The sequence below is a fragment of the Streptomyces sp. NRRL S-337 genome (genome assembly GCF_000720175.1).
GTDB classification, from domain to species: Bacteria; Actinomycetota; Actinomycetes; order Streptomycetales; family Streptomycetaceae; genus Streptomyces; species Streptomyces siderophoricus.
Genome location: NZ_JOIX01000120.1, coordinates 1 through 22,458 on the forward strand (window position 1 = coordinate 1; position 22,458 = coordinate 22,458).

The window sequence follows — 22,458 nt, forward strand, 5'->3', positions numbered from 1 at the left end:
ACGGGTTCTGTTCGACCGTCCCGTAGGGGTAGCCAGGCTCCCTTGCATGCCTCAACGCCCGCCCCCACGCACCGCATTCCCCTCCCCCAACGGGAGGGGGCGGGCCGGAGGGGCCGGTTGTGTGGGCTTCGCTTCCAAGGACTCAATAAGGAGCGAAGGCGGAGCGCAGCGGAGCGTAAAGCGCCAGCAGTCCACACAACCGGCCCCGGAGGCCCGTCACCGCACCCACCACAAACCCAGCCCGCCGCAGGCGCAACGACGAACAACACCCGCGGCGGGACAGACAAGTACGTGCGGGGGCGCCGCAAAGCGCAACGGCGAGCAACCCCGACGGAGGGACAGACAGGTACGTGGGAAGTCAGCCCCCGGCAAGGTGTCTTTCGACCGTTGCCACCTTCGACGTCAGACCATCCGTGACCCCGGGACGGATGTCCGCCTTGAGGACCAGCGAGACCCGCCCGGCGCGGGCCTCGACGGCCGCGACGGCTCGTTTGACGACGTCCATGACCTCGTCCCACTCGCCCTCGATGGACGTGAACATCGCGTCCGTCCGGTTCGGCAGGCCGGACTCGCGGACGACCCGGACCGCGTCGGCGACGTAGGCGCCGACGTCCTCGCCGACGCCCAGCGGGCTCACCGAGAAGGCGACGATCATGCGTTGACGATCCCTTCCTTGCGGGCGCGGGCGGCGATCACACCGGCCTCCTCCTCGCGCTTGAGCACCCTGTCGCCGTAGAGGCCGCCGAACGGGAGGATCGCCAGCAGGAAGAAGAACGCGACGCGCTTGAGGGGCCACTTGGTGCGGTTCCACACGTCCAGCAGCAGCACCACGTAGGTGATGAACAGCAGGCCGTGGATCAGGCCGAGCGGCATCACCAGGGCGTCGTAGTCGAAGGCGAGCCGGAAACCGGTGCCGAAGATCAGCAGCGCGGGGAAGGAGATGGCCTCCGGAACGGAGGCCAGGCGCAGGCGGTGCAGGGCGGCGGCGGTCTTGATGTCCACGGGAACCTCGTTCGGGTGGCGGGGGAGGAGCAGGCTTGTGCAAGGGTTCACAAGCGTCGCCCCATTGTTACAGCCGCGCCCGCGATCACCGCGTCGGGGGGACGTGAGCCGGACCACCCCGGGGTTGGCCGGGACGCCCCCCGGGACTGACCGGAACCGACCGGGGCACCACCCCGGGACCGACCGGAACCCGCCCCGAGCGGGCCGGGAGTGGGCCGGAAGTGGGCCGGAAGTGGCTCGGCAGCGGGTCGGCGGCGAGTCCGCAGCGGGCCGGCGGCCAGTCCGCGGCGGGCCGGCAGGAGAAACCCGGCAGCGACCCCCGCGTCCGGGCTCAGGGAGATCTCCGGGTCATGTCAGGGGGCAATCCGGGCCATGTCAGGGGCAAAGGGCCTGCCCCGCGCGGCCGGTGGCCATTACCGTCTGACGCGTGGCTCAGTTTCGGCTCCAGGGGAGCAAGGTGCTCGCCGTCGACATGACGGGCGATGCCGTCAAGGCGAAAAACGGGGCGATGGTCGCGTACGACGGCCAGATGTCCTTCAAGAAGATGACCGGCGGTGGCGAGGGTCTGCGCGGCATGGTCACCCGGCGGCTCACGGGTGAGCAGATGGCCGTGATGGAGGTGAAGGGCCACGGCACCTGCTATTTCGCCGACCGCGCCAGTGAGATCAATCTGGTGCAGCTGCACGGCGAGAAGCTGTACGTGGAGGCCAGCAATCTGCTCTGCACGGACGCGGCGCTGCGCACGGGCACGACGTTCACCGGTCTGCGCGGCGCCTCCCAGGGCAACGGCCTGTTCACCACCACCGTCGAGGGCAGCGGCCAGGCGGCGATCACCTCGGACGGCCCGGCGGTGGTGCTGCGGGTCACCAAGCAGTACCCGCTCCAGGTCGACCCGGGCGCCTATGTGGCGCACACCGGCGATCTGAAGCAGCACTTCCAGTCGGGCGTGAATTTCCGCACGTTCATGGGGGAGGGCTCGGGCGAGGCGTTCCAGATCCGCTTCGAGGGCGAGGGTCTGGTCTACGTCCAGCCCAGCGAGCGCAACACCGTGGGCGGTGAGGTCTGATGCCGTTCACGGCGCTCAACTCCCGCATGGTGCAGGCCACGATCACGCCCGGGCAGCGGATGTTCAGCCAGCGCGGGGCGATGCTCGCGTACCGCGGCGAGGTCACGTTCACCCCGAACATCCAGGGCGGCCAGGGCGGTATCGGCTCGATGATCGGGCGGCGGATCGCCGGCGAGGCCACGCCGCTGATGACGGTGGAGGGCAGTGGGACCGTGATGTTCGGTCACGGCGGCCACCACGTCCACGTCGTGGACCTGACGGGCGAGACGCTCTACGTCGAGGCCGACCGGCTGCTGGCCTTCGACGGCTCGCTCCAGCAGGGCACGATGTTCATGGGCGCGCAGGGCGGTGTGATGGGCATGGTCCGCGGCCAGGTCACCGGCCAGGGCCTGTTCACGACGACGCTCGCGGGCGTCGGCTCGGCCGCGGTGATGGCCCACGGCGGCGTGCTGGAGCTGCCGATCACCCCGCAGCGCCCGGTGCACGTCGACCCCCAGGCGTACGTCGCGCACCGCGGCGAGGTCCGCAACAAACTGTCCACCGCGCTCGGCTGGCGCGACATGGTCGGCCGCGGCTCGGGCGAGGCCTTCCAGCTGGAGCTGTCGGGCCAGGGCACCGTCTACGTCCAGGCCTCGGAGGAGAAGCTGTGACCGGTCCCGTTGTCCACGACGTCGCCTCGCTCCCCGCCGATGACAACGTCAATCCGTACGCCTTCAGCGTCGATCTGAACGGCCAGTGGTTCCTGCAGAAGGGGAAGATGATCGCCTACTACGGGCAGATCGACTTCCAGGGCATCGGGCACGGCCGGCTGGACCGGCTGATCGCCGGAAGTTTCCATTCGCCACTGCACGCCGCGGACTGGGTCGTCGCCGAGGGCCGGGGAAAGATGCTGCTCGCGGACCGTGCCTTCGACGTGAATTCCTACGACCTCGATGAGGGCAACCTCACTATTCGCTCGGGCAATCTGCTCGCGTTTCAGCCATCTCTGTCGTTGAAGCAGTCGATCATCCCGGGCTTCCTCACGCTGATCGGAACGGGGAAGTTCGTGGCCGCGTCCAACGGACCGGTGGTCTTCATGGAGCCGCCGATCCGGGTGGACCCGCAGGCGCTCGTCGGCTGGGCCGACTGCCCGTCGCCGTGCCACCACTACGACCACCAGTACCTGCGGGGATTCCTCGGCGGGCTGCGTGCGCACACCGGTATCGGAGGGGCGTCGGGCGAGGAGCACCAGTTCGAGTTCGTGGGGGCCGGCACGGTCCTGCTGCAGTCGACGGAGCAGCTGATGCCGGAGCTGGCGACCGGCGCGGTCCCGGTGGAGGAGGGCGTTCCGGGCGGCGGCGGACACGTTCCGCAAAGTGGCTCACAACTGCCCCAGCTGCCCGGCAACCTCGGGAGCCTCCAGCGCCGCTTCGGGCTGTGAGCGGTAGTCTGCGGACGGTGACCTCGAACGTCTGACCCACATCCGGCCCCGGCCGGTCGTCGTCACCTCAACGGGGATTAATTCACTATTCAACTTTTAACAGGTAGAATTCTTCCATGACGACCGACAGCGACACTCCCTGGCTGACCGACCAGGAGCAGCGTGCCTGGCGCACTCATCTGGACGTCAGCAGACTGCTGATGCACCAACTGGAGCGCGATCTGCAACCGTTCGGCCTGACGAACAACGATTACGAGATCCTTGTCAACCTCTCCGAGGCCGAGGACCACCGGCTCCGGATGAGCGACCTGGCCGCCAGCACCCTGCAGTCCAAGAGCCGTCTCTCCCACCAGATCACCCGGATGGAGAACGCCGGCCTGGTACGCCGCGAGAGTTGCGAATCGGACCGCCGTGGCCTCTACGCCGTGCTGACGGAGGAGGGCTGGGACACCATGCGCCGGGTCGCCCCGCACCATGTCGCCTCGGTCCGCAAGCACTTCATCGACCTCTTCGCCCCCGAGGACCTCCAGTCGCTCCGGGCCTCCCTCACCCCGGTGGCCGAACACCTCCGCGCCCAGCGCGGCACGATCTGACCGCCCGGCCGCGGCCCCGCCCGGGGCCGCGGCCGCCACGGTTCAGCCGGCCGCCGGCAGCCGCAGCTCGAAGATCGCCCGGTCCCGTACGGCCAGCGTGCCGCCGTGCCGGACCGCCACGTCCCGGGCGATGGCCAGTCCCAGCCCGGCCCCGCCGTCGTCCCGCGCCCGCGCGTCGTCGAGCCGGACGAACCGCTCGAAGATCCGCTCCCGGTCCGCCTCCGGCACCCCGGGACCGTCGTCCTCGACCCGCAGCACCGCCCACTCCCCCGCGCGCACCACCGCGACCCGCACCTCCCCGGCCGCATGCCGCTGCGCGTTGTCCAGCAGGTTCCCCAGCACCCGCTCCAACTGGCCGCGCGAACCGGCCACTTCGACGCCCGCCAGCTCACCGGTGCTGACCGGAATCCGGTCCCCGGCCCGCTGCGAGAGCTCCTCCCGGACCAGCGCCGCGAGGTCCACCCGGGCCGCGGCCGGCCGCTCCCCCGCGTCCAGCCGCGCCAGCAGCAGCAGATCCGCCGCCAGCCGCTGCAGCCGCACGGTGTCCGCCACCGCGCCCGGCACGTCCAGCAACTCGGGGTGCGCCACCCCCACTTCCAGCTGGGTCCGCAGGCTGGCGATCGGACTGCGCAGCTCGTGCGAGGCGTCCGCGACGAACCGCCGCTGCCGCTCCACACTCGTCTCCAACGCCGCCAGCGTCTCGTTGGTGGTGCGGGCCAGCCGGCCGATCTCGTCCCGGGACGACGGCACCGGCACCCGCCGGCTCAGATCCGTACTGGCCGTGATCGCCGCCATCTCCGACCGGATGCCCTCGACGGGCCGCAGCGCCCGCCGGGTGACCAGCCAGGTCACCCCCGCCACCACCACGAGCAGCAGCGGCAGCCCGATCAGCATGGCGGTCCGCACCGAGCCGACCGCGGCCCGCTCCGGTGCCAGCGCCGACCCGGCCCGCACCACGGCCTTCTCGCCCCGGCCGTCCTCGGCCTCCACCACCGCGAACCGGTAGGCCGCCACCGCCCCGTCGACGTCGGCGGTCCCGTCCCGGTGGTGCACGTCCTCGTCGACCTCCCCGGGCCGCAGCCCGCCCCGGTCGTCGTCCTCGTCATCGTCGTCACCCGAACGGACGGATCCGGCGCCGCCGTTGCCCGCCGGTGGGCCCTTGACCGGCCGGCCGTCGACGGCCCGTACGTCCTCGCCGGCCGCCAGCACCCGCCCGTCCTCGTCGGTGACCACCACCGGATGGTCCTCGCCGTCCGGCAGATCGAGCTTCGGGTACGCCGTGCCGGTGGCGATCTGCGCGGCCACCTCGCGCGCCGCGACCTCCGCCTGCAGCCCGGCCTGGTCCTGCAGATTGCCGCGCAGCACCAGCAGCACCGCCGTACCGGCCGCGATCAGCGCCAGCGCCACCACCACGGTCGCGCCGGCCGCCGCCCTGGCCCGTACCGACCCCAGGACCCGGCCCGCCGCCCTACGCACCGGCCACCAGCCGGTATCCCGCGCCGCGCACCGTCACGATGTGCCCGGCGCCGAGCTTGCGCCGCAGCGCGCTCACATACACCTCGATGATGTTGACGTCCCCGTCGTAGGCGAAGTCCCACACGTGCTCCAGGATCTCCGCCTTGGACACCACCTCCCCCGCCCGCAGGGCCAGCTGCTCCAGTACGGCGAACTCCTTCGCGGTCAGCGCGACCTCGGTACCGTCCCGCTCGACCCGGCGCGCCCCCTGGTCCACGGCGAGCGCCCCCACCCGCAGCACCGGCGCGGCGCTCCGCCCCCGCCGCCGCAGCAGCGCCTTCACCCGGGCCACCAGCACCACGTACGAGAACGGCTTGGTCAGGTAGTCGTCGGCGCCGGTGTCCAGCCCCTCGGCCTCGTCGTACTCGCCGTCCTTCGCGGTCAGCATCAGGATCGGCACCTCGTTGCCGGCCGCCCGCAGCGTGGCGCAGACGCGGTAGCCGTTCATGCCGGGCAGCATGATGTCCAGCAGGACCAGGTCGTAGGCGCCCTCGCCGGCACGGTGCAGCCCTTCGAGGCCGTCGTGCACCACGTCGACCGCGTATCCCTCGGCCCGCAGGCCCCTGGCCAGCGACAGAGCCAGCCGCTGCTCGTCCTCCACGATCAACAGGCGCATGGACGAAGCCTGCCATCCGGAACCTGAAGAGCCCTTCAGCCGGCTTCAGCTCGGCTTCAGGTGCGTTCGGCCACTGTGGCGGCACAGCATTCGCCACTACGGAGGAGAGCACATGAAGCGCCACCTCGTCATCGCCACCGCCGCCGCGGCCGCCCTGCTGGCGGGCGGTACGGTCACCGCCGTCGCGGTCGGCGGCAGCGGCTCCGGCAGCGCACCGGCCGCGGCGCCGGCAGCCGCGCCGGCGGCCGTCCACGCCCACCAGGACACCGAGGACCTCCGCGAGGCCGGCGCCGCCCGGGTGACCGCTCCCCAGGCCGCGGCCGCCGCCCTGAAGGCCGTCCCGGGCAAGGTCTCCGGCCTGGACCTCGACCAGGACCGCCCGGGCCTGGTCTGGGACGCGGACGTCCTGGGCAAGGACGGAAAGTGGCACGAGGTCACCCTCGACGCGCGGACGGCACGGGTGCTGAACCAGCACGTCGACCGCGAGGACGACGACGATCACGCCAGGGAGCGCGCCGCCCTGAAGAACGCCCGCACGGACGCCGCCGCAGCGGCCCGCGAGGCCGCCGCGGACCACGGCACGGTGACCTCCGTCGAACTGGACGACGACCACCGCGCCCAGGCCGTCTGGGAGGTCGAGACCGTCACCAAGGACGGCACGGAACACCAGCTCCTCGTCGACCCGCACACCGGCGCCCTGAGCACCGCCCCGGCACACGACGCGGACGACGACAACGACGGCGGGGACGACTGAGCCGGCCGGCACGCCGGGGCTGCTGCCACCGGCGGCCCCCGGCAATCCCCCGCCGCTCAGCCGCCGTTGGTGACCCCTTCGACCAGTTCGTCCGCCGCCCGGTACGGATCCGTCTCGCCGGCCACTATCCGCTCGGCCAGCGCCTCCAGCCGGCGGTCGCCGCTCAGGTCGCCGATCCGCTCGCGCAGCGCCGTGACCGCGATCGTCTCGACCTCGTGCGCGGCCCGGGCGCGGCGCCGCTCGGCCAGGACGCCGTGTTCCTCCATCCAGGCCCGGTGCTTCTCCAGTGCCTCGACGACCTCGTCGACGCCCTCGGAGCGGGCGGCGACCGTCTTCACGATGGGCGGCCGCCAGTCGCCGGGCGCCCGGGATTCGCCGAGGCCCAGCATGTGGTTGAGCTCCCGGGCGGTGGCGTCGGCGCCGTCCCGGTCGGCCTTGTTGACGACGTATACGTCACCGATCTCCAGGATTCCGGCCTTGGCCGCCTGGATGCCGTCGCCCATGCCGGGCGCGAGCAGCACCACGGAGGTGTCCGCCTGGGAGGCGATCTCCACCTCGGACTGGCCGACCCCGACCGTCTCGACGAGGATCACGTCGCAGCCGGCCCCGTCGAGGACCCGGATGGCCTGCGGAGCGGCCCAGGCCAGTCCGCCCAGATGGCCGCGGGTGGCCATCGAGCGGATGTAGACGCCGGGGTCGGAGGCGTGCTCGCTCATCCGGACCCGGTCGCCGAGCAGCGCGCCGCCGGAGAACGGCGAGGACGGGTCGACGGCGAGCACGCCGACCCGCTTGCCCGTCCTGCGGTACGCGGTGACCAGGGCCGAGGTGGTGGTGGACTTGCCCACGCCGGGTGAGCCGGTCAGCCCGACCACGTAGGCGTTGCCGGTGAGCGGCGCCAGCGCCGCCATCACCTCGCGCAGCTCCGGCGCCGCCCCCTCCACGAGGGAGATCAGCCGGGCCACCGCCCTCGGCCGGCCCTGCCGTGCCTGTTCCACCAGCTGGGGGACGTCCACCATCGCTGCTCGGCTCCTTCGGCTCGCTGGTACCCGACTCGGCGGCCCGTACGCACGCGCGTACGGGCTGCCGCTTACTTACCCGGTACGCGGATGATCAGCGCGTCGCCCTGACCGCCGCCACCGCACAGCGCGGCCGCGCCGGTCCCGCCGCCGCGCCGGCGCAGTTCCAGGGCCAGGTGCAGCACGATGCGGGCACCGGACATCCCGATCGGGTGACCCAGGGCAATCGCGCCGCCGTTGACATTCACCTTTTCCGGGGAGACCCCCAAGTCCTTCATTGACTGCACGGCGACCGCCGCGAACGCCTCGTTGATCTCGATCAGGTCGAGGTCGGCGACGGTCAGGCCCTCCTTGCCCAGGGCGTGGTTGATGGCGTTGGACGGCTGGGACTGCAGCGAGTTGTCGGGGCCGGCGACGTTGCCGTGCGCGCCGATCTCCGCGATCCATTCCAGGCCGAGTTCCTGGGCCTTGGCCTTGCTCATCACGACGACGGCGGCCGCGCCGTCGGAGATCTGCGAGGACGTGCCGGCGGTGATCGTGCCGTCCTTGGCGAACGCCGGGCGCAGCTTGGCCAGCGACTCCGCGGTGGTCTCCGCCCGGATGCCCTCGTCCTTGCTGAAGAGGACCGGGTCGCCCTTGCGCTGCGGGATCTCCACGGGGGTGATCTCGGCCTCGAAGAGGCCGTTCTTCTGGGCGGCGGCGGCCCGCTGGTGCGAGGCCGCGGCGATCTCGTCCTGCTCCGGACGGGCGATTCCCAGCCGGGTGTTGTGCTTCTCGGTCGACTCGCCCATGGCGATGCCCTCGAACGAGTCGGTCAGGCCGTCGTGGGCCATCGCGTCGAGCATCTCGACGGCGCCGTACTTGTAGCCCTCCCGGGACTTGGGGAGGAGGTGCGGCGCGTTGCTCATGGACTCCTGGCCGCCGGCGACGACGATGTCGAACTCACCCGCACGGATCAGCTGGTCGGCCAGCGCGATCGCGTCCAGTCCGGAGAGGCACACCTTGTTGACGGTGAGCGCGGGGACGTTCATGGGGATGCCGGCCTTGACGGCGGCCTGGCGCGCCGGGATCTGCCCCGCCCCGGCCTGCAGCACCTGGCCCATGATCACGTACTGCACCTGGTCGCCGCCGATGCCCGCCCGGTCCAGCGCCGCCTTGATGGCGAAGCCGCCCAGATCGGCGCCTGAGAAGGTCCGCAGGGATCCGAGGAGCCGCCCCATCGGGGTACGGGCTCCCGCCACGATTACTGAGGTTGTGCCGTTCGTGCCGTTGGTGTCAGACATGCGATGCGGCCTTCCTTTGCAGGGAAGTTAACGAGGGTTCCCGTCAATGTACTGAGCGGTACCCCTCGGGTCACCGGCCAGCAGGTGTGATCGCGCGCACGTTGCGTAACCAGTCGTGAGAGGGGTGCACTGGAACCATGCTGACGCGAATCGACCACATCGGGATCGCCTGTTTCGACCTCGACAAGACTGTCGAGTTCTACCGTGCCACGTACGGCTTCGAGGTGTTCCACACCGAGGTCAACGAGGAGCAGGGCGTTCGGGAAGCCATGCTGAAGATCAACGAGACCTCGGACGGCGGGGCCTCCTACCTCCAGCTCCTGGAGCCCACCCGCGAGGACTCCGCGGTGGGCAAATGGCTGGCCAAGAACGGCGAGGGCGTCCACCACATCGCCTTCGGCACCGCGGACGTCGACGGGGATTCCGACGCCATCCGCGGCAAGGGCGTCCGGGTGCTCTACGACGAGCCCCGGACGGGTTCGATGGGCTCGCGGATCACCTTCCTGCACCCCAAGGACTGCCACGGCGTGCTCACCGAACTCGTCACCGCCGCACCCCCCGCCACCACGGACCACTGACCTTCACGTTCCCCGGCCGGTAGAGTGCAGCTTCGGCCGGGGTACGTAAGTGGGGCTCGGTCCATACTCTGCCGATGATCTGACACCATTTCTTCGGAGAAGGGTCAGCTCCAATGGGTGCCAGTCGGGTACGACGTGACGTGTACGGGACGAGCACCGCAGGACCGGAGCCGGCCGCCACCATGACCAGGGGACGGATGGGACCGCGCAGTGCGGGGCAACGAGCGCCAGGAGCGTAAGTGGGCTGAGGACGACCACCTCTCGCAGTTCGAAGCCGAGATGGAGCGGCTGAAGACCGAGCGGGACAAGGCCGTCCAGCACGCCGACGACCTCGGCTACCAGGTCGAGGTGCTGCGCGCCAAGCTGCACGAGGCGCGTCGCAATCTCGCGACCCGTCCTGCCTACGACAACATCAGCCACCAGGCCGAACAACTGCTGCGCAACGCGCAGATCCAGGCCGATCAGCTGCGGTCGGACGCCGAGCGGGAGCTGCGCGAGGCACGGGCACAGACCCAGCGGCTGCTGCAGGAGCAGGCCGAGCGGCAGGCCCGGCTGGAGGCCGAGCTGCACGCCGAGGCGGTCAGCCGCCGCCAGCGGCTCGACGAGGAGCTCAACGAGCGCCGGCAGACCGTCGAATCGCACGTCAACGAGAACGTCGCCTGGGCCGAACAGCTGCGCGCCCGCACGGAGTCGCAGGCCCGCCGGCTGATGGAGGAGTCCCGGGCGGAGGCCGAAGCGGCCCTGGCGTCCGCGCGCGCCGAGGCCCAGCGGCTGATCGAGCAGTCCCGGGCCAGGCTCGGTTCGGAGGCCGAAGCGGCCCGCGCCGAGGCCGAAGCCCTCCTGCGCCGGGCCCGCACGGACGCCGAACGGCTGCTGACCGCCGCGTCCAACCAGGCCCAGGAGGCCACGGATCAGGCCGAGCAGCTGCGCACCGCGGCCGGCACGGAGTCGGAGGAGGCACGCCGGGCGGCCACCGAGCTGACCCGTACCGCCGAGGCCCGGCTGCAGGAGGCCGACACGGCGCTGCGTGAGGCGCGCGCCGAGGCCGAGAAGCTGGTCGAGGAGGCGCAGCAGAGCGCCGGGAAGCGGCTGTCGGCCGCCGAGTCGGAGAACGAACAGCGCACCCGTACGGCCAAGGCGGAGATCGCCCGGCTGGTCGGCGAGGCCACCAAGGAGGCCGAGGCGCTCAAGGCCGAGGCCGAGCAACTGCGGGCCGACGCCCGTGCGGAGACCGAGCGGCTGCTGGCCGAGGCGCAGGAGGCCGCGCGGTCGAAGGCGGCGGAGGACTCCGCGGCGCAGCTGGCGAAGGCCGCGCGGGCCGCCGAGGAGATGCTGACCAAGGCGTCCGAGGACGCCAAGGCCGCGACCAAGGCCGCCGCCGAGGAGGCCGAACGGCTGCGCAAGGAGGCCGAGGCCGAGGCCGACCGGCTGCGCGAGGAGGCGCACGACACCGCGGCGCAGCTCAAGGGCGCGGCGAAGGACGACACCAAGGAGTACCGCGCCAAGACCGTCGAACTCCAGGAGGAGGCGCGGCGGCTGCGCGGCGAGGCGGAGCAGCTGCGGGCCGACGCGGTCGCCGAGGGCGAGCGGATCCGCGGCGAGGCCCGGCGCGAGGCGGTCCAGCAGATCGAGGAGGCGGCCGGTACCGCCGAGGAGCTGCTGGCCAAGGCCAAGTCCGATGCGGAGGAGACCCGTTCGGGTGCCGTCGCGGAGAGCGAGCGGGTCCGGACGGAGGCCATCGAGCGGGCCTCGGCGCTGCGCCGGCAGGCCGACGAGGCGCTGGAGCGGGCGCGCGCGGAGGCCGAACAGCTGCTGCTGGAGGGCACCCAGGCCGCCGAGGAGCTGACGTCGGAGGCCGAGAAGAGCGCCGCGAAGCTGCGCGCGGAGGCCGAGGAGGCCGCCGGGCAGCTGCGCACCGACGCCCAGGCGGAACTGGACCGGCTGCGTACCGAGGCCGAGGAGCGGGTCGCGGCCGCCGAGGAGTCGCTGCGCGAGGCCCGCACGGAGGCCGAACGGCTGCGCCGCGAGACGCAGGAGGAGGCCGCCCGGCTCAAGGCCGAGGCCGCCGAGCGGCGCCGCACGCTCCAGCAGGAGGCCGAGGAGGAGGCCGAGCGGCTGCGCACGGAGGCCGCCGCGGACGCCGCCGCGGCGCGCTCCGAGGGCGAGTCGGTGGCCGTACGACTGCGCAGCGAGGCGGCGGCCGAGGCCGAACGGCTCAAGTCAGAGGCGCAGGAGACCGCGGACCGGGTGCGCGCGGAGGCCGCGGCCGCCGCGGAGCGCACCGGCACCGAGGCGGCCCAGGCGCTGGCCGAGGCTCAGGAGGAGGCCGCGCGGCGCCGCCGGGAGGCCGAGCAACTGCTGGGCGAGGCCCGCGAGGAGGCCCACCAGGAGCGCACCGCGGCCCGCGAGCAGAGCGAGGAGCTGCTGGCCTCGGCCCGTACGCGGGTGACCGAGGCGCAGGAGGAGGCCGAGCGGCTGGTCGAGGAAGCCGACCGGCGGGCCGGCGAGCTGGTGGCGACGGCCGAGCAGACCGCGCAGCAGGTGCGGGACTCGGTCGCGGGGCTGCACGAGCAGGCCGCCGAGGAGATCGCCGGACTGCGGTCGGCGGCCGAACACGCCGCGGAGCGCACCACTACGGAGGCCCAGGAAGAGGCCGACCGGGTCCGCAAGGACGCCTACGACGAGCGGGAGCGGGCCTCGGAGGACGCGGCGCGCATCCGGCGCGAGGCGCAGGAGGCGTCGGAGGCCGCCAAGACCCTTGCCGAGCGGGCCGTCGCGGAGGCCATCGAGGAGGCCGAGCGGCTGCGCACGGAGGCGGCCGGGGTGCTCGACGAGGCCCGCCGGGACGCCAACGCGGCGCGCACGGAGGCCGCCGAGCAGGCCGACCGGCTGGTCGCGGAGGCGACCGCGCAGGCCGAGAAGCTGGTCGCGGACGCCTCGGCGAAGGCGCAGGCGCTGCGCACCGACGCCTCCAACGCGCTGGCGGCCGGCGAGCAGGACGCCGCGCGGGCCCGCGCCGAGGCGCGCGAGGACGCGAACCGGATGCGGTCGGAGGCCGCGGAGCAGGCCGACCGCCTGATCACCGAGGCCCGTTCGGAGGCCGAACGGATCGTCACCGAGGCGACCGAGCTGACGTCTTCGGCGCAGGACGACGCGGACCGTACGGTCCGGGAGGCGCAGGAGGCCGCCGAGCTGCTGCGCGCGGAGGGCGAGCAGCAGGCGCAGTCCCTGGTGGCCGAGGCGACCGGTACGGCCGAGCGGCTGCGCGCCGAGGCGGCCGAGGTGCTGGAGCAGGCACGCCGGGACGCCGAGCGCACCGGCGACCAGGCGCGCGCGGACGCCAACAAGGCCCGCGCGGACGCCGCGGAACAGGCCGACACGCTGGTGTCGGAGGCCGCGACGGAGGCGCAGCGGCTGCGCGCCGAGGCCGCGGAGACCACCGCGGACGCCGAGCGGGAGGCGGACCGTACCCGGGCCGACGCCCGCGAGCAGGCGGACCGGATGATCGCCACCGCCACCGCGGAGGCGGACCGGCTGCGGGCCGAGGCGGCCGAGACGGTCACCGCCGCGCAGGAGCACGCCGGCCGCACCCGTAACGAATCGGCCAAAATCAAGGAGGACGCGGAGGCAGCCGCCGAACGGCAGCGCGCGCAGGCCCAGGAGGAGGCCGACCGGCTGCTCGACGAGGCCCGCAAGGACGCCGCCAAGCGTCGCGGGGACGCCGCGGAGCAGGCCGACCAGCTGATCGCCAAGGCCCAGGAGGAGGCGCTGAAGGTCGCCACCCAGGCCGAGGAGCAGGCCGACACGATGGTCGGGGCGGCCCGCAAGGAGGCCGAACGGCTGGTCGCGGAGGCGACCGCGGACAGCAACGCCCGGGTGGAGAAGTCCCGTACGGACGCCAACGCGCTGCTGGAGGAGGCCCGTGGGGACGCCACCGCCATAAGGGAGCGCGCCGAGGAGCTGCGGCAGCGGATCGAGTCCGAGGTCGAGGAGCTGCACGAGCGGGCCCGCCGGGAGTCGGCGGAGACCATGAAGAACGCCGGCGAGCGGGTCGACAAGCTCATCGCGCAGGCCACCGCGCAGCAGGTGGAGGCCGAGGAGAAGGCCGACCGGATGATGGCGGACGCCAACAGCGAGGCGAGCAAGGTCCGGATCGCGGCGGTCAAGAAGGCCGAGGGCCTGATCAAGGAGGCCGAGAACAAGAAGGCCGAGGCGGTGCGCGACGCGGAGCGGATGCGCGAGGAGGCCCGGGAGGAGGCCGCCCGCATCGTGGACGAGGGCAAGCGCGAGCTGGAGACCCTGGTCCGCCGACGGGAGGACATCAACGCCGAAATCTCCCGCGTTCAGGACGTTCTGGAGGCTTTGGAGTCCTTCGAGACACCCGGCGGAGGGGGCGAAAACAAGGGCAACGGGGTGAAAGCGGGCGCGGGCGCCGGAGCAACTCGTTCGAGTGGCAAGCAGTCTGAAGGGTAGCCACTCAAATGAGGGGTCATTCTCCAGATCAAACGGGCAATGACTCGATGACACGCCGTTGTGACCCCTAGGATTCTCCTTATCACCTCACCGGTCTCTTCGACAGGAACCCCATGAGCGACACTTCCTCCCCCTTCGGCTTCGAGCTCGTGCGGCGTGGGTACGACCGCGGTCAGGTGGATGACCGCATCACGAAGCTCGTCGCCGACCGCGACAGCGCGCTGGCCCGCATCACGTCGCTGGAAAAGCGGATCGAGGAACTCCACCTCGAAACCCAGAACGCCCAGGCGCAGGTCAATGACGCCGAACCGTCCTACGCGGGCCTCGGAGCGCGCGTCGAGAAGATCCTCCGGCTCGCCGAGGAGGAGGCCAAGGACCTGCGCGAGGAGGCCCGCCGCGCCGCCGAGCAGCACCGTGAGCTGGCCGAGTCGGCCGCCCAGCAGGTCCGCAACGACGCGGAGGCGTTCGCCGCCGAGCGCAAGGCGAAGGCGGAGGACGAGGGCGCCCGGATCGTCGAGAAGGCCAAGGGTGAGGCGTCCACGCTGCGCGCCGAGGCCCAGAAGGACGCCCAGTCCAAGCGGGAGGAGGCCGACACCCTCTTCGAGGAGACCCGCGCCAAGGCCGCCCAGGCCGCCGCCGACTTCGAGACCAACCTCGCCAAGCGCCGCGAGCAGTCCGAGCGCGACCTCGCCTCCCGTCAGGCCAAGGCCGAGAAGCGGCTCGCCGAGATCGAGCACCGCGCCGAGCAGCTCCGCCTGGAGGCCGAGAAGCTGCGTACGGACGCCGAGCGCCGGGCCCGCCAGACGGTGGAGACCGCGCAGCGCCAGGCCGAGGACATCGTGGCGGACGCCAACGCCAAGGCGGACCGTATCCGCAGCGAATCCGAGCGCGAGCTGGCGGCGCTGACCAACCGCCGGGACTCCATCAACGCCCAGCTGACCAACGTCCGCGAGATGCTGGCCACGCTGACCGGTGCGGCCGTCGCCGCGGCCGGTACCCCCGGCGACGACGAGGCGGTCTCCCGCGGCGTCCCGGCCCAGCAAACGCGCTGAACCACCCGTCGGAAGGTTTTCGCCGGATTCGACCGAGCCCCCGTACCGCCCTCTGAGGCGGTGGCGGGGGCCCGGTCGTACAGGGGGTCAGCCAGCCGGCCCCGCCCCGGTGGCCGGGCCGCCCAGGCGCGCCTAGCGTGCTGTACATGATCGAGCTTGAGGGGCTGACCAAGCACTACGGCGACAAGGTCGCGGTGGACCACCTCACCTTCACGGTGCGGCCCGGCATCATCACCGGCTTCCTCGGCCCCAACGGCGCGGGCAAGTCGACCACCATGCGGATGATGCTGGATCTCGACAACCCGACGTCGGGCACGGTCCGGATCGACGGCAAGCACTACCGCCAGCTCGAAGACCCCCTGACGTACATCGGCGCGCTGCTGGAGGCCAAGGCGGTGCACGGCGGCCGGAGCGCCGCCAACCACCTGTTGTGCCTGGCACAGAGCAACGGCATCCCGCGCAGCCGGGTCGGCGAGGTGCTCGAAATGGTCGGGCTGAGCTCGGTCGCCAGGAAACGCGCGAAGGGCTTCTCCCTCGGCATGGGCCAGCGGCTGGGCATCGCCGCCGCCCTGCTCGGCGATCCGCAGGTGCTGCTCTTCGACGAGCCGGTCAACGGCCTCGACCCCGAGGGCATCCACTGGATCCGCAACCTGATGAAGCACCTCGCGGCCCAGGGCCGTACGGTCTTCGTCTCCTCCCACCTGATGAGCGAGATGGCGCTGACCGCCGACCACTTGGTGGTCATCGGCCAGGGCCGGCTGATGGCGGACACGTCCATGAAGGACTTCATCCACCAGAACTCGCGCTCGTACGTCCGGATGCGCTCCCCGGAACAGCAGAAGCTGCTCGACCTGCTGCGCGCCGAGGGCATCCACGCGGTGGCGGCCGGGGGCGGTGCGCTGGAGATCGACGGGGTACCGGCCGAGCGGCTCGGCGAACTGGCCGCCGCCCACCACCTGACCCTGCACGAGCTGAGCCCCCAGCAGGCGTCCCTGGAAGAGGCGTTCATGCGGCTGACGGCCGCATCGGTCGAGTACCACGCGCACAACGGCGAGCCGGTGCCGGTGCGGACCGCCGCCGTCCCGGGAACACCCCAGCCGGCCGGGGCACGGCCGGGCGAGCCGCAGCCGACCGGCTGGGGCACGGACTGGCAGAAGAAGAGGAGCTGACCCATGGCGGCGGTCGGGCAGGTCATCCGGTCCGAGTGGACCAAGATCAGATCGGTACGGTCGACGGTGTGGACGCTGGGCATCGCCGTCCTCGTCACCGTCGGGCTGGGCATGCTGATCTGCACCCTGGCCAACCACGACTTCAACTCCATGCCGCCCCGGGACCGGCTGTCGTTCGACGCCACCAACATCAGCTTCGCCGGTATGGGACTGGGCCAGCTCGCGATGATCGTCTTCGGCGTGCTGGTGGTCTCCAACGAGTACAGCACCGGCATGATCCGCGCCTCGCTGGCCGCGGTGCCGCAGCGCGGCACGTTCCTGTTCTGCAAACTGCTGGTCGCCACCGCGCTGGTCTTCGTCGTCGGCCTGGCCACCAGCTTCGTGACGTTCTTCGCCGGCCAGGCGATGCTGGGCGATCTGCGCGCCCACCTCGGCGACCCGGGCGTACTGCGCGCCGTGATCGGCGGCGGCCTCTACATGACGCTGATCGCCCTGTTCTCGATGGCGGTCGCCACGATGCTGCGCAGCCCGATGCTGTCGCTGGGCATCCTGATGCCGTTCTTCTTCCTGATCTCCAACATCCTCGGCAACGTCTCCGCCACCAGGAAGATCGGCCGCTTCCTGCCCGACCAGGCCGGCTCGAAGATCATGCAGGTCGTCCCCCGCGCCGGCGAGGACGTCCCTTACGGACCGTGGGGCGGGCTGGGCATCATGATCGCTTGGACGGTGCTGGCACTCGCCGGCGGATACGTCCTCTTGAAGCGCCGCGACGCGTGACGCTGCGCTTGGCTGTTCCGCCCACGTACCTGGCCGACCCGCCGCGGGTCGTCTCGCCGTTGCGCTTTGCGGCGCCGCGTACGTTGTCGGCCCTCCCGCCGCGGGGCTTGTTCGCCGTTGCGCCTGGCGGCGGGCGTGGTGTTTTTGGGTGCGGTGACAGCCCTACAGACTTCGTCCTCCGGTCTGTCCCCTCCCGTTGGTGGGGGGACCGACCCCTACGGGTCCCAAGGACCCCTTACACCCCCAACGCCCACCCCCACCCACCTTCTTCCCCCTCCCCCAACGGGAGGGGACGGGCCGGAGGGGCCGGTGTTTGGGACGTAAAGCGACAGCAGTCCCAAACACAACGGCGAGACGACCCGCGGCGGGACGGCGAGCTACGTGCGGGGGCGCGCAAAGCGCAACGGCGAGCCCCGCGGCGCAGCAGACGGGTACGTGGGATTACCGGGAACCGTCAACGCACCGATAGCCTCCTAATCCTCACGGGGGCACGAGGGCGCCTCTGCCCCGACCATCTGCGAGGGGCGGAGAATGATCGAGGCAGTCGGCCTGACGAAGCGCTACGGCGCCAAGACGGCCGTGTACAACCTGTCGTTCCAGGTGCGGCCGGGCACGGTGACCGGCTTCCTGGGGCCCAACGGGTCCGGGAAGTCGACGACCATGCGGATGATTCTGGGGCTCGACGCACCGACGTCGGGGGCCGCCACGATCGCCGGCCGGCCGTTCCGCAGCCTCCCGAACGCCCCGCGCCAGGTGGGCGCACTGCTCGACGCCAAGGCCGTGCACGGCGGACGCAGTGCGCGCGCGCATCTGCTGTCGCTGGCGCAGCTGTCCGGCATCCCGGCCCGGCGGGTCGACGAGGTGCTGGGCGTGGTCGGTCTTCAGGACGTCGCCGGGCGGCGGTCCAAGGGCTTCTCGCTGGGCATGGGCCAGCGGCTCGGCATCGCCTCGGCGCTGCTCGGCGATCCTCAGGTGCTGCTCTTCGACGAGCCGGTCAACGGCCTCGACCCCGAGGGCATCCTCTGGGTCAGGAACCTGATGAAGCAGCTCGCGTCCGAGGGGCGTACGGTCTTCGTCTCCTCGCACCTGATGAGCGAAATGGCGTTGACCGCCGAGCACTTGATCGTGATCGGCCGGGGGCAGCTGCTCGCGGACATGTCGGTCAAGGACTTCATCTCGGCCAACTCGGCCGATTTCGCCCGGGTGCGGACGCCCGACTCCGAGCCGGAGCAGCGCGAGAAGCTGACCGCGGCCATCGGCGAGGCGGGCGGTCGGGCCACGCCGGAGCCGGACGGTGCGCTGCGGGTGACGGGGCTGCCGCTGCCGCGGATCAGTGACCTCGCGCACGAGGCCGACGTCCGGCTGTGGGAGCTGTCGCCGCACCAGGCGTCCCTGGAAGAGGCGTACATGCGGATGACGCAGGGCGCCGTGGACTACCGCTCGACCAGCGACCCGCGGGCCGGTCTGCAGGAGGTCCCGGCGGGGTACGCCCCGCAGGGGTACGGCGGCGGCCCGGGGGTTCCCGGGCAGATGCCCAACCCGTACGCCCAGCAGGCGGCCGGCGCCGTTCCCGGGCCGGGGTACCCGCCGCCCGCGCCGGCTCAGGGTCACCCGTACGGGGCACCCGCACCGTACGGGGCGCCCCACCCTTACGGGCAGCCGCCCGCCGCGCCGATGCCGCCCGCCGCCCCCGCCGACCAGACCGTGCCCCACACCGAGGACGCCCGATGACCAGCCCTCAGCAGCCGCAGCCCCAGCCTGAGCGCGCCCCGCAGGAAGCCGCCGCCCAGCCGCCGGCGCCGCCCGCCGCACCTCCCGTGCCGCCCGCCGCGCCGCCCGCGCCGGAGCAGCCTGCGCCCGCCAAGGACGCGGGCACGATGATGCTCCAGGCCCAGGCCCCCGCCCCGCCTCCGGCCAAGGAGGGCGGCACGATGATGCTCCAGGCGCAGCCGATGCCCGAGCCGCGGCCGCTCGCCGCGCACGGGCCCGGCAAGGGCAAGGACGCCGGCACGATGATGCTCCAGGCCCAGCCCCCGCAGGCTCAGCCCCAGCAGCCCCAGCAGCAGGACCGGCCGCAGCCGCCCGCCCAGGCCCCGCAGGCCGCCGCCCCGCAGGCGCAGCCCCCGGCCAACGGGGGCGGCACGATGATCCTCCAGGCGCAGGCCCAGGCGCAGCCGCCCGTACCGGCGCCCGCGCCGCAGGGGCAGCCGCAGGCCCAGGCGCAGCCGCCGGTCGCGCCGCCGGCCCCCATGGGCGCCGGTTATGTCTCGCCCATTCCGGTGCGGCCGGCTCATCTCGGCCATGCGCTGGCGTCGGAGTGGACGAAGATCCGCTCGGTGCGCTCGACGATCTGGACGCTGGGCGTGATGCTGCTGCTGATCGTCGGCATCGGTCTGCTCGCGACCCTCGCCGCGGGCTCGGACCGCGAGATGGACCCGCTGCTCGCCGTCGGGTTCGTCGGCGTCCTGCTCGGCAGCCTCTGCGTGATCACTTTGGGCGTGCTGTCGATCTCCTCGGAGTACGGCACCGGCATGATCCGTACGACGCTGACCGCCTGCCCCAGCCGGGTGCGGGTGCTGACCGCGAAGGCGATCGTGTTCTTCGGGCTGGCGCTGGTGATCACCACGATCGCCACCACGCTGGTCGCGCTGCTCGACTTCGGGATGCTCAACGGCCCGGCGCCGACCACCGACCAGTGGCTGCGCGCCACCCTGGGCGCGGGTCTGTACGTCGCGCTGCTCGGTCTGCTGGCGCTGGGCGTGGGCACGCTGCTGCGGCACTCGGCGGGGGCCATCAGCGCCATGATGGGCCTGGTACTGCTGCCGATGCTGCTGGCGCTGTTCCTGCAGGGCGAGAGCGTGAAGGAGTTCCAGCGGGCGCTGATCGAGTACTCCGTGCCCAGCGCGCTCGCGACGCTCTACGACATCCCGTTCCTGCCCAGCGGCCCCTCGGGCTGGACCCCGCTGTGGATCCTGGCCGGGGTCACCGCGGTGGTGCTGGGTGGTGCCTACGCCGCCATCGCCCAGCGCGATGTCTAGGACGACCCGGACCCGGTGAACCGGGCAGGGCCTCAGTAGCGAGGCGCATTACGGGACCGCTGGAGCCGTGCGCTCCGGCGGTCCCGTGCGTTCCAGCAGGCCCGGTGCCAGTGCCGGCGGTCGTCGACGTCGCCGTGCTGCGGCCAGGCGACGACGTGCGGGACGCCGGGCGGGATCTCCTGGTCGCAGCCGGGGCAGCGGTAGTGCTTGGCCGCGCCGCCGCCCCCGACCTGCCGTACGACCCAGTCCTCGCCGCGCCAGTCCTCGGTCCGTTCGAGCCCGTAACGGTCGCTGCCCGTGCGGTCGATGGGCTTCGCACCGCCGCGCTGGCGGTTTCGACGCGGGGACACGGGCACACCTCATAAGGGGGGAAGCGGGGTCACGGGCTGTCACCAGCGTACGCGGCGCTCGGCACGGCCCGTTCCGGACGGCAGGATTCTGTGATCATCGGGAAATTCCCGGCGAGGCCGTGCCCTTGGCACGTGTCAGGCGTTGTTGCCTGTAAGGGGGGAAGCCGCGTCGGCTGCGAGGAGGCAGAGAGCGATGCGTGTGGGAGCTTTCATCCTGGCCGCTCAATTCCCCGGTCAGGGACAGGGGGAAGCACTGCACCGGGCGGTGCGTTCCGCCGTGGTCGCGGAGGAGGCCGGCCTCGATGCGGTCTGGCTGGCGGAACACCACTTCGTACCTTACGGCGTCTGCCCGAATGCGGTCACGCTGGCCGCGCTGCTGCTGGGCCGGACCCGCCGGATCGGCGTCGGGACGGCGGTGAGCGTGCTGCCGACCCAGCATCCGGTGGCGCTCGGCGAGTCCGCGGCGCTGCTGCACCTGACGTCCGAGGGGCGGTTCACGCTCGGCGTCGGCCGGGGTGGCCCCTGGGTGGATCTGGAGGTCTTCGGCTCCGGGCTCGCCGCGTACGACCACGGCTTCCCCGAGTCGCTCGATCTGCTGCTGCGCTGGCTGCGCGAGCCCCGGGTCGGTGCGCAGGGCGAGCGGTACGCCTTCCGCGAGGTGGCGGTGGTGCCGCGGCCGGACCAGGCGCTGATCGATCCGGACGAACCGGGGACCGGGCCGCCGGGCCCGCCCGTGGTGGTGGCCTGCACCTCCCCGTCGTCGGTGCGGATGGCCGCCGCGCGCGGGCTGCCCATGCTGCTGGGCATGCACTGCGGGGACGAGGAGAAGGCGGAGATGATCGCGCTGTGGCGGGCGGCCGCGCGCGAGGCCGGCCGGGACCCGGAGGAGATCGCCGCGGCCGAGCACGTCTCGGCGGGTGTGGTGCAGATCGCCGATGCCCGCGAGGCCGCGACGGAGACCCTGATGAAGGCGATGCCCGGCTGGCTGCGCCAGGGTCTGGGCGCGCATGTGACGGTCGATGGCCGCTACCGGTCGATGCGCGATCCGCTGGCGTACACGGAGTTGTTGTGCGGGCTGCATCCGGTCGGCCCGCCGCAGTGGTGCGCGGACCGCCTGGCGGCGACGTCCGAGCGCACCGGCATCACCCGCTTCGCGCTGCTCGTCGAGGGCTCCGGCGATCTCGCGGCGACGGAGGAGAACGTCCGCCGGCTGGGCACCGAGGTCCTGCCGCAACTGGTGTGATCCGTGGGGCGGCGGCGTGTGGTCGCCGTCGTCGTGCGGTGGTGCTGCCGCTGGCGCACCGTCTGCGGGGCGCGCCCAACCCCGCATACGGCAGCGGCAGCAACTCCGTTCAGCAGTCTCGGAGTTCGGGCGACTGATTGAGCAGCTGGCCCCGGATGGAGGTGAACCGGGCCAGCCGGTCGTCCACCGCCGGGTCGAGCGGGAAGACCGCCACCCGGTGGCAGTTCTGGAAGGCGAGGCGCACCCCGAAGTGGCGCTCCAGCGAACCGCGGATCGCGTCACTCGCCAGTGCGCGCAGCAGCTGACCGCGCGCCTGCTCGTCCGGCGGCGGCGTCTGGTTGTCGGCGAACTCTCCGCCGTCGACCTTCAGCTGGGCCACCAGAGAGCTGATCATCCCCCATGCGTAGGGGAGGGAGTTCCGGACGCAGTCGACAAAAGCGGCTTCGTCGACCTCGCCTCGCTCGGCCTGTTCGAGGAGGGCCGGTGAGACGTCGAGCGACATGAGGTTCTCCT

The 22,458-nt window shown here is 72.3% G+C and carries 21 protein-coding genes; 13 read left to right on the forward strand and 8 right to left on the reverse strand.

Annotated elements, in window-relative coordinates:
• Positions 1-358: 358 nt before the first annotated feature.
• Together IG62_RS0139150 and IG62_RS0139155 are read right to left on the reverse strand one after the other, a co-directional pair.
• Complete coding sequence (locus IG62_RS0139150; protein ID WP_030815414.1) at positions 359-655, reverse strand: MTH1187 family thiamine-binding protein; 297 nt, start codon at positions 653-655, stop codon at positions 359-361.
• Positions 652-1,002: a DUF3817 domain-containing protein gene (locus tag IG62_RS0139155; RefSeq protein WP_030815417.1), complete on the reverse strand. Its 351-nt coding sequence runs from the start codon at positions 1,000-1,002 to the stop codon at positions 652-654. Before IG62_RS0139155 ends, IG62_RS0139150 begins: the two co-directional genes overlap by 4 nt.
• Positions 1,003-1,429: 427 nt before the next feature.
• Between IG62_RS0139155 and IG62_RS0139160 the strand changes: the two genes are divergently transcribed.
• The 4 genes from IG62_RS0139160 to IG62_RS0139175 all read left to right on the forward strand — a co-directional run bounded on the left by IG62_RS0139160 (position 1,430) and on the right by IG62_RS0139175 (position 4,081).
• Positions 1,430-2,068 carry an AIM24 family protein gene (locus IG62_RS0139160; protein ID WP_078872509.1) on the forward strand — a complete coding sequence of 213 codons (639 nt, stop codon included), beginning with the start codon at positions 1,430-1,432 and terminating at the stop codon, positions 2,066-2,068.
• Positions 2,068-2,718 (forward strand): AIM24 family protein, encoded by a 651-nt coding sequence (locus IG62_RS0139165; RefSeq protein ID WP_030815423.1) that lies wholly within the window; start codon positions 2,068-2,070, stop codon positions 2,716-2,718. The genes IG62_RS0139160 and IG62_RS0139165 overlap by 1 nt, the downstream gene beginning before the upstream one ends.
• Complete coding sequence (locus IG62_RS0139170; protein WP_030815426.1) at positions 2,715-3,488, forward strand: AIM24 family protein; 774 nt, start codon at positions 2,715-2,717, stop codon at positions 3,486-3,488. Before IG62_RS0139165 ends, IG62_RS0139170 begins: the two co-directional genes overlap by 4 nt.
• A gap of 116 nt (positions 3,489-3,604) precedes the next feature.
• The gene (locus IG62_RS0139175; protein WP_030414106.1) at positions 3,605-4,081 is read left to right on the forward strand and encodes a MarR family winged helix-turn-helix transcriptional regulator; all 477 of its coding nucleotides are present in this window, start codon (positions 3,605-3,607) and stop codon (positions 4,079-4,081) included.
• A gap of 42 nt (positions 4,082-4,123) precedes the next feature.
• Here the strand turns inward: IG62_RS0139175 and IG62_RS0139180 are convergent, their stop codons facing one another.
• Both IG62_RS0139180 and IG62_RS0139185 read right to left on the reverse strand, forming a co-directional pair.
• Positions 4,124-5,533: a sensor histidine kinase gene (locus IG62_RS0139180; RefSeq protein WP_030815429.1), complete on the reverse strand. Its 1,410-nt coding sequence runs from the start codon at positions 5,531-5,533 to the stop codon at positions 4,124-4,126.
• Between the two features lie 16 nt (positions 5,534-5,549).
• The gene (locus tag IG62_RS0139185) at positions 5,550-6,212 is read right to left on the reverse strand and encodes a response regulator transcription factor (RefSeq protein WP_030815431.1); all 663 of its coding nucleotides are present in this window, start codon (positions 6,210-6,212) and stop codon (positions 5,550-5,552) included.
• Positions 6,213-6,324: 112 nt separating this feature from the next.
• Between IG62_RS0139185 and IG62_RS0139190 the strand changes: the two genes are divergently transcribed.
• Complete coding sequence (locus tag IG62_RS0139190; protein ID WP_030815433.1) at positions 6,325-6,966, forward strand: PepSY domain-containing protein; 642 nt, start codon at positions 6,325-6,327, stop codon at positions 6,964-6,966.
• 56 nt (positions 6,967-7,022) lie between these two features.
• On the opposite strand, the gene meaB is transcribed toward IG62_RS0139190, so the two are convergent.
• Together meaB and IG62_RS0139200 are read right to left on the reverse strand one after the other, a co-directional pair.
• Positions 7,023-7,982 (reverse strand): methylmalonyl Co-A mutase-associated GTPase MeaB, encoded by a 960-nt coding sequence (gene meaB / locus IG62_RS0139195; RefSeq protein ID WP_030815435.1) that lies wholly within the window; start codon positions 7,980-7,982, stop codon positions 7,023-7,025.
• 71 nt (positions 7,983-8,053) lie between these two features.
• Positions 8,054-9,265: an acetyl-CoA C-acetyltransferase gene (locus IG62_RS0139200; RefSeq protein ID WP_078872510.1), complete on the reverse strand. Its 1,212-nt coding sequence runs from the start codon at positions 9,263-9,265 to the stop codon at positions 8,054-8,056.
• 137 nt (positions 9,266-9,402) lie between these two features.
• Between IG62_RS0139200 and mce the strand changes: the two genes are divergently transcribed.
• The 7 genes from mce (at position 9,403) to IG62_RS0139235 (ending at position 20,352) form a co-directional block, all read left to right on the forward strand.
• On the forward strand, positions 9,403-9,843 hold the full coding sequence (gene mce, locus IG62_RS0139205; RefSeq protein WP_030815440.1) for a methylmalonyl-CoA epimerase: 441 nt from the start codon (positions 9,403-9,405) through the stop codon (positions 9,841-9,843).
• A 210-nt stretch (positions 9,844-10,053) separates the two neighbouring features.
• Positions 10,054-14,316, forward strand: coding sequence for a polarized growth protein Scy (gene scy / locus IG62_RS0139210; protein ID WP_030815443.1), 4,263 nt, complete (start codon positions 10,054-10,056; stop codon positions 14,314-14,316).
• Between the two features lie 113 nt (positions 14,317-14,429).
• Positions 14,430-15,368, forward strand: coding sequence for a cellulose-binding protein (locus IG62_RS0139215; protein ID WP_030815447.1), 939 nt, complete (start codon positions 14,430-14,432; stop codon positions 15,366-15,368).
• 146 nt (positions 15,369-15,514) lie between these two features.
• Positions 15,515-16,537 (forward strand): ABC transporter ATP-binding protein, encoded by a 1,023-nt coding sequence (locus IG62_RS0139220; protein WP_051799194.1) that lies wholly within the window; start codon positions 15,515-15,517, stop codon positions 16,535-16,537.
• 3 nt (positions 16,538-16,540) lie between these two features.
• Entirely contained in the window at positions 16,541-17,314 is a 774-nt protein-coding gene (locus IG62_RS0139225) for an ABC transporter permease (RefSeq protein WP_030815453.1), read from the forward strand.
• A 531-nt stretch (positions 17,315-17,845) separates the two neighbouring features.
• Positions 17,846-19,045, forward strand: a complete 1,200-nt coding sequence (locus tag IG62_RS0139230) for an ABC transporter ATP-binding protein (protein WP_030815457.1) — start codon at positions 17,846-17,848, stop codon at positions 19,043-19,045.
• Positions 19,042-20,352 (forward strand): ABC transporter permease subunit, encoded by a 1,311-nt coding sequence (locus IG62_RS0139235; protein WP_324604670.1) that lies wholly within the window; start codon positions 19,042-19,044, stop codon positions 20,350-20,352. The genes IG62_RS0139230 and IG62_RS0139235 overlap by 4 nt, the downstream gene beginning before the upstream one ends.
• 32 nt (positions 20,353-20,384) lie before the next feature.
• On the opposite strand, the gene IG62_RS0139240 is transcribed toward IG62_RS0139235, so the two are convergent.
• Complete coding sequence (locus tag IG62_RS0139240; RefSeq protein WP_030815468.1) at positions 20,385-20,702, reverse strand: hypothetical protein; 318 nt, start codon at positions 20,700-20,702, stop codon at positions 20,385-20,387.
• 193 nt (positions 20,703-20,895) lie between these two features.
• On the opposite strand from IG62_RS0139240, the gene IG62_RS0139245 reads away from it, so the two are divergent.
• A complete protein-coding gene (locus tag IG62_RS0139245) occupies positions 20,896-21,945 on the forward strand; it encodes an LLM class flavin-dependent oxidoreductase (protein WP_030815470.1) in 1,050 nt (349 codons plus the stop codon).
• A gap of 109 nt (positions 21,946-22,054) precedes the next feature.
• On the opposite strand, the gene IG62_RS0139250 is transcribed toward IG62_RS0139245, so the two are convergent.
• Positions 22,055-22,447, reverse strand: a complete 393-nt coding sequence (locus IG62_RS0139250) for an SCO5389 family protein (protein ID WP_030815472.1) — start codon at positions 22,445-22,447, stop codon at positions 22,055-22,057.
• Between the last annotated feature and the right edge of the window lie 11 nt (positions 22,448-22,458).

What these genes read in the sequence shown, in the direction of transcription:
- IG62_RS0139185 (WP_030815431.1), bottom strand. Translation starts at nt 6,212, where the DNA reads ATGCGCCTGTTGATCGTGGAGGACGAGCAGCGGCTGGCTCTGTCGCTG.
- IG62_RS0139190 (WP_030815433.1), top strand. Translation starts at nt 6,325, where the DNA reads ATGAAGCGCCACCTCGTCATCGCCACCGCCGCCGCGGCCGCCCTGCTG.
- IG62_RS0139235 (WP_324604670.1), top strand. Translation starts at nt 19,042, where the DNA reads ATGACCAGCCCTCAGCAGCCGCAGCCCCAGCCTGAGCGCGCCCCGCAG.
- IG62_RS0139165 (WP_030815423.1), top strand. Translation starts at nt 2,068, where the DNA reads ATGCCGTTCACGGCGCTCAACTCCCGCATGGTGCAGGCCACGATCACG.
- mce (WP_030815440.1), top strand. Translation starts at nt 9,403, where the DNA reads ATGCTGACGCGAATCGACCACATCGGGATCGCCTGTTTCGACCTCGAC.
- IG62_RS0139230 (WP_030815457.1), top strand. Translation starts at nt 17,846, where the DNA reads ATGATCGAGGCAGTCGGCCTGACGAAGCGCTACGGCGCCAAGACGGCC.
- IG62_RS0139150 (WP_030815414.1), bottom strand. Translation starts at nt 655, where the DNA reads ATGATCGTCGCCTTCTCGGTGAGCCCGCTGGGCGTCGGCGAGGACGTC.
- IG62_RS0139200 (WP_078872510.1), bottom strand. Translation starts at nt 9,265, where the DNA reads ATGTCTGACACCAACGGCACGAACGGCACAACCTCAGTAATCGTGGCG.
- IG62_RS0139220 (WP_051799194.1), top strand. Translation starts at nt 15,515, where the DNA reads ATGATCGAGCTTGAGGGGCTGACCAAGCACTACGGCGACAAGGTCGCG.
- IG62_RS0139250 (WP_030815472.1), bottom strand. Translation starts at nt 22,447, where the DNA reads ATGTCGCTCGACGTCTCACCGGCCCTCCTCGAACAGGCCGAGCGAGGC.
- IG62_RS0139245 (WP_030815470.1), top strand. Translation starts at nt 20,896, where the DNA reads ATGCGTGTGGGAGCTTTCATCCTGGCCGCTCAATTCCCCGGTCAGGGA.
- IG62_RS0139175 (WP_030414106.1), top strand. Translation starts at nt 3,605, where the DNA reads ATGACGACCGACAGCGACACTCCCTGGCTGACCGACCAGGAGCAGCGT.
- IG62_RS0139225 (WP_030815453.1), top strand. Translation starts at nt 16,541, where the DNA reads ATGGCGGCGGTCGGGCAGGTCATCCGGTCCGAGTGGACCAAGATCAGA.
- meaB (WP_030815435.1), bottom strand. Translation starts at nt 7,982, where the DNA reads ATGGTGGACGTCCCCCAGCTGGTGGAACAGGCACGGCAGGGCCGGCCG.
- IG62_RS0139215 (WP_030815447.1), top strand. Translation starts at nt 14,430, where the DNA reads ATGAGCGACACTTCCTCCCCCTTCGGCTTCGAGCTCGTGCGGCGTGGG.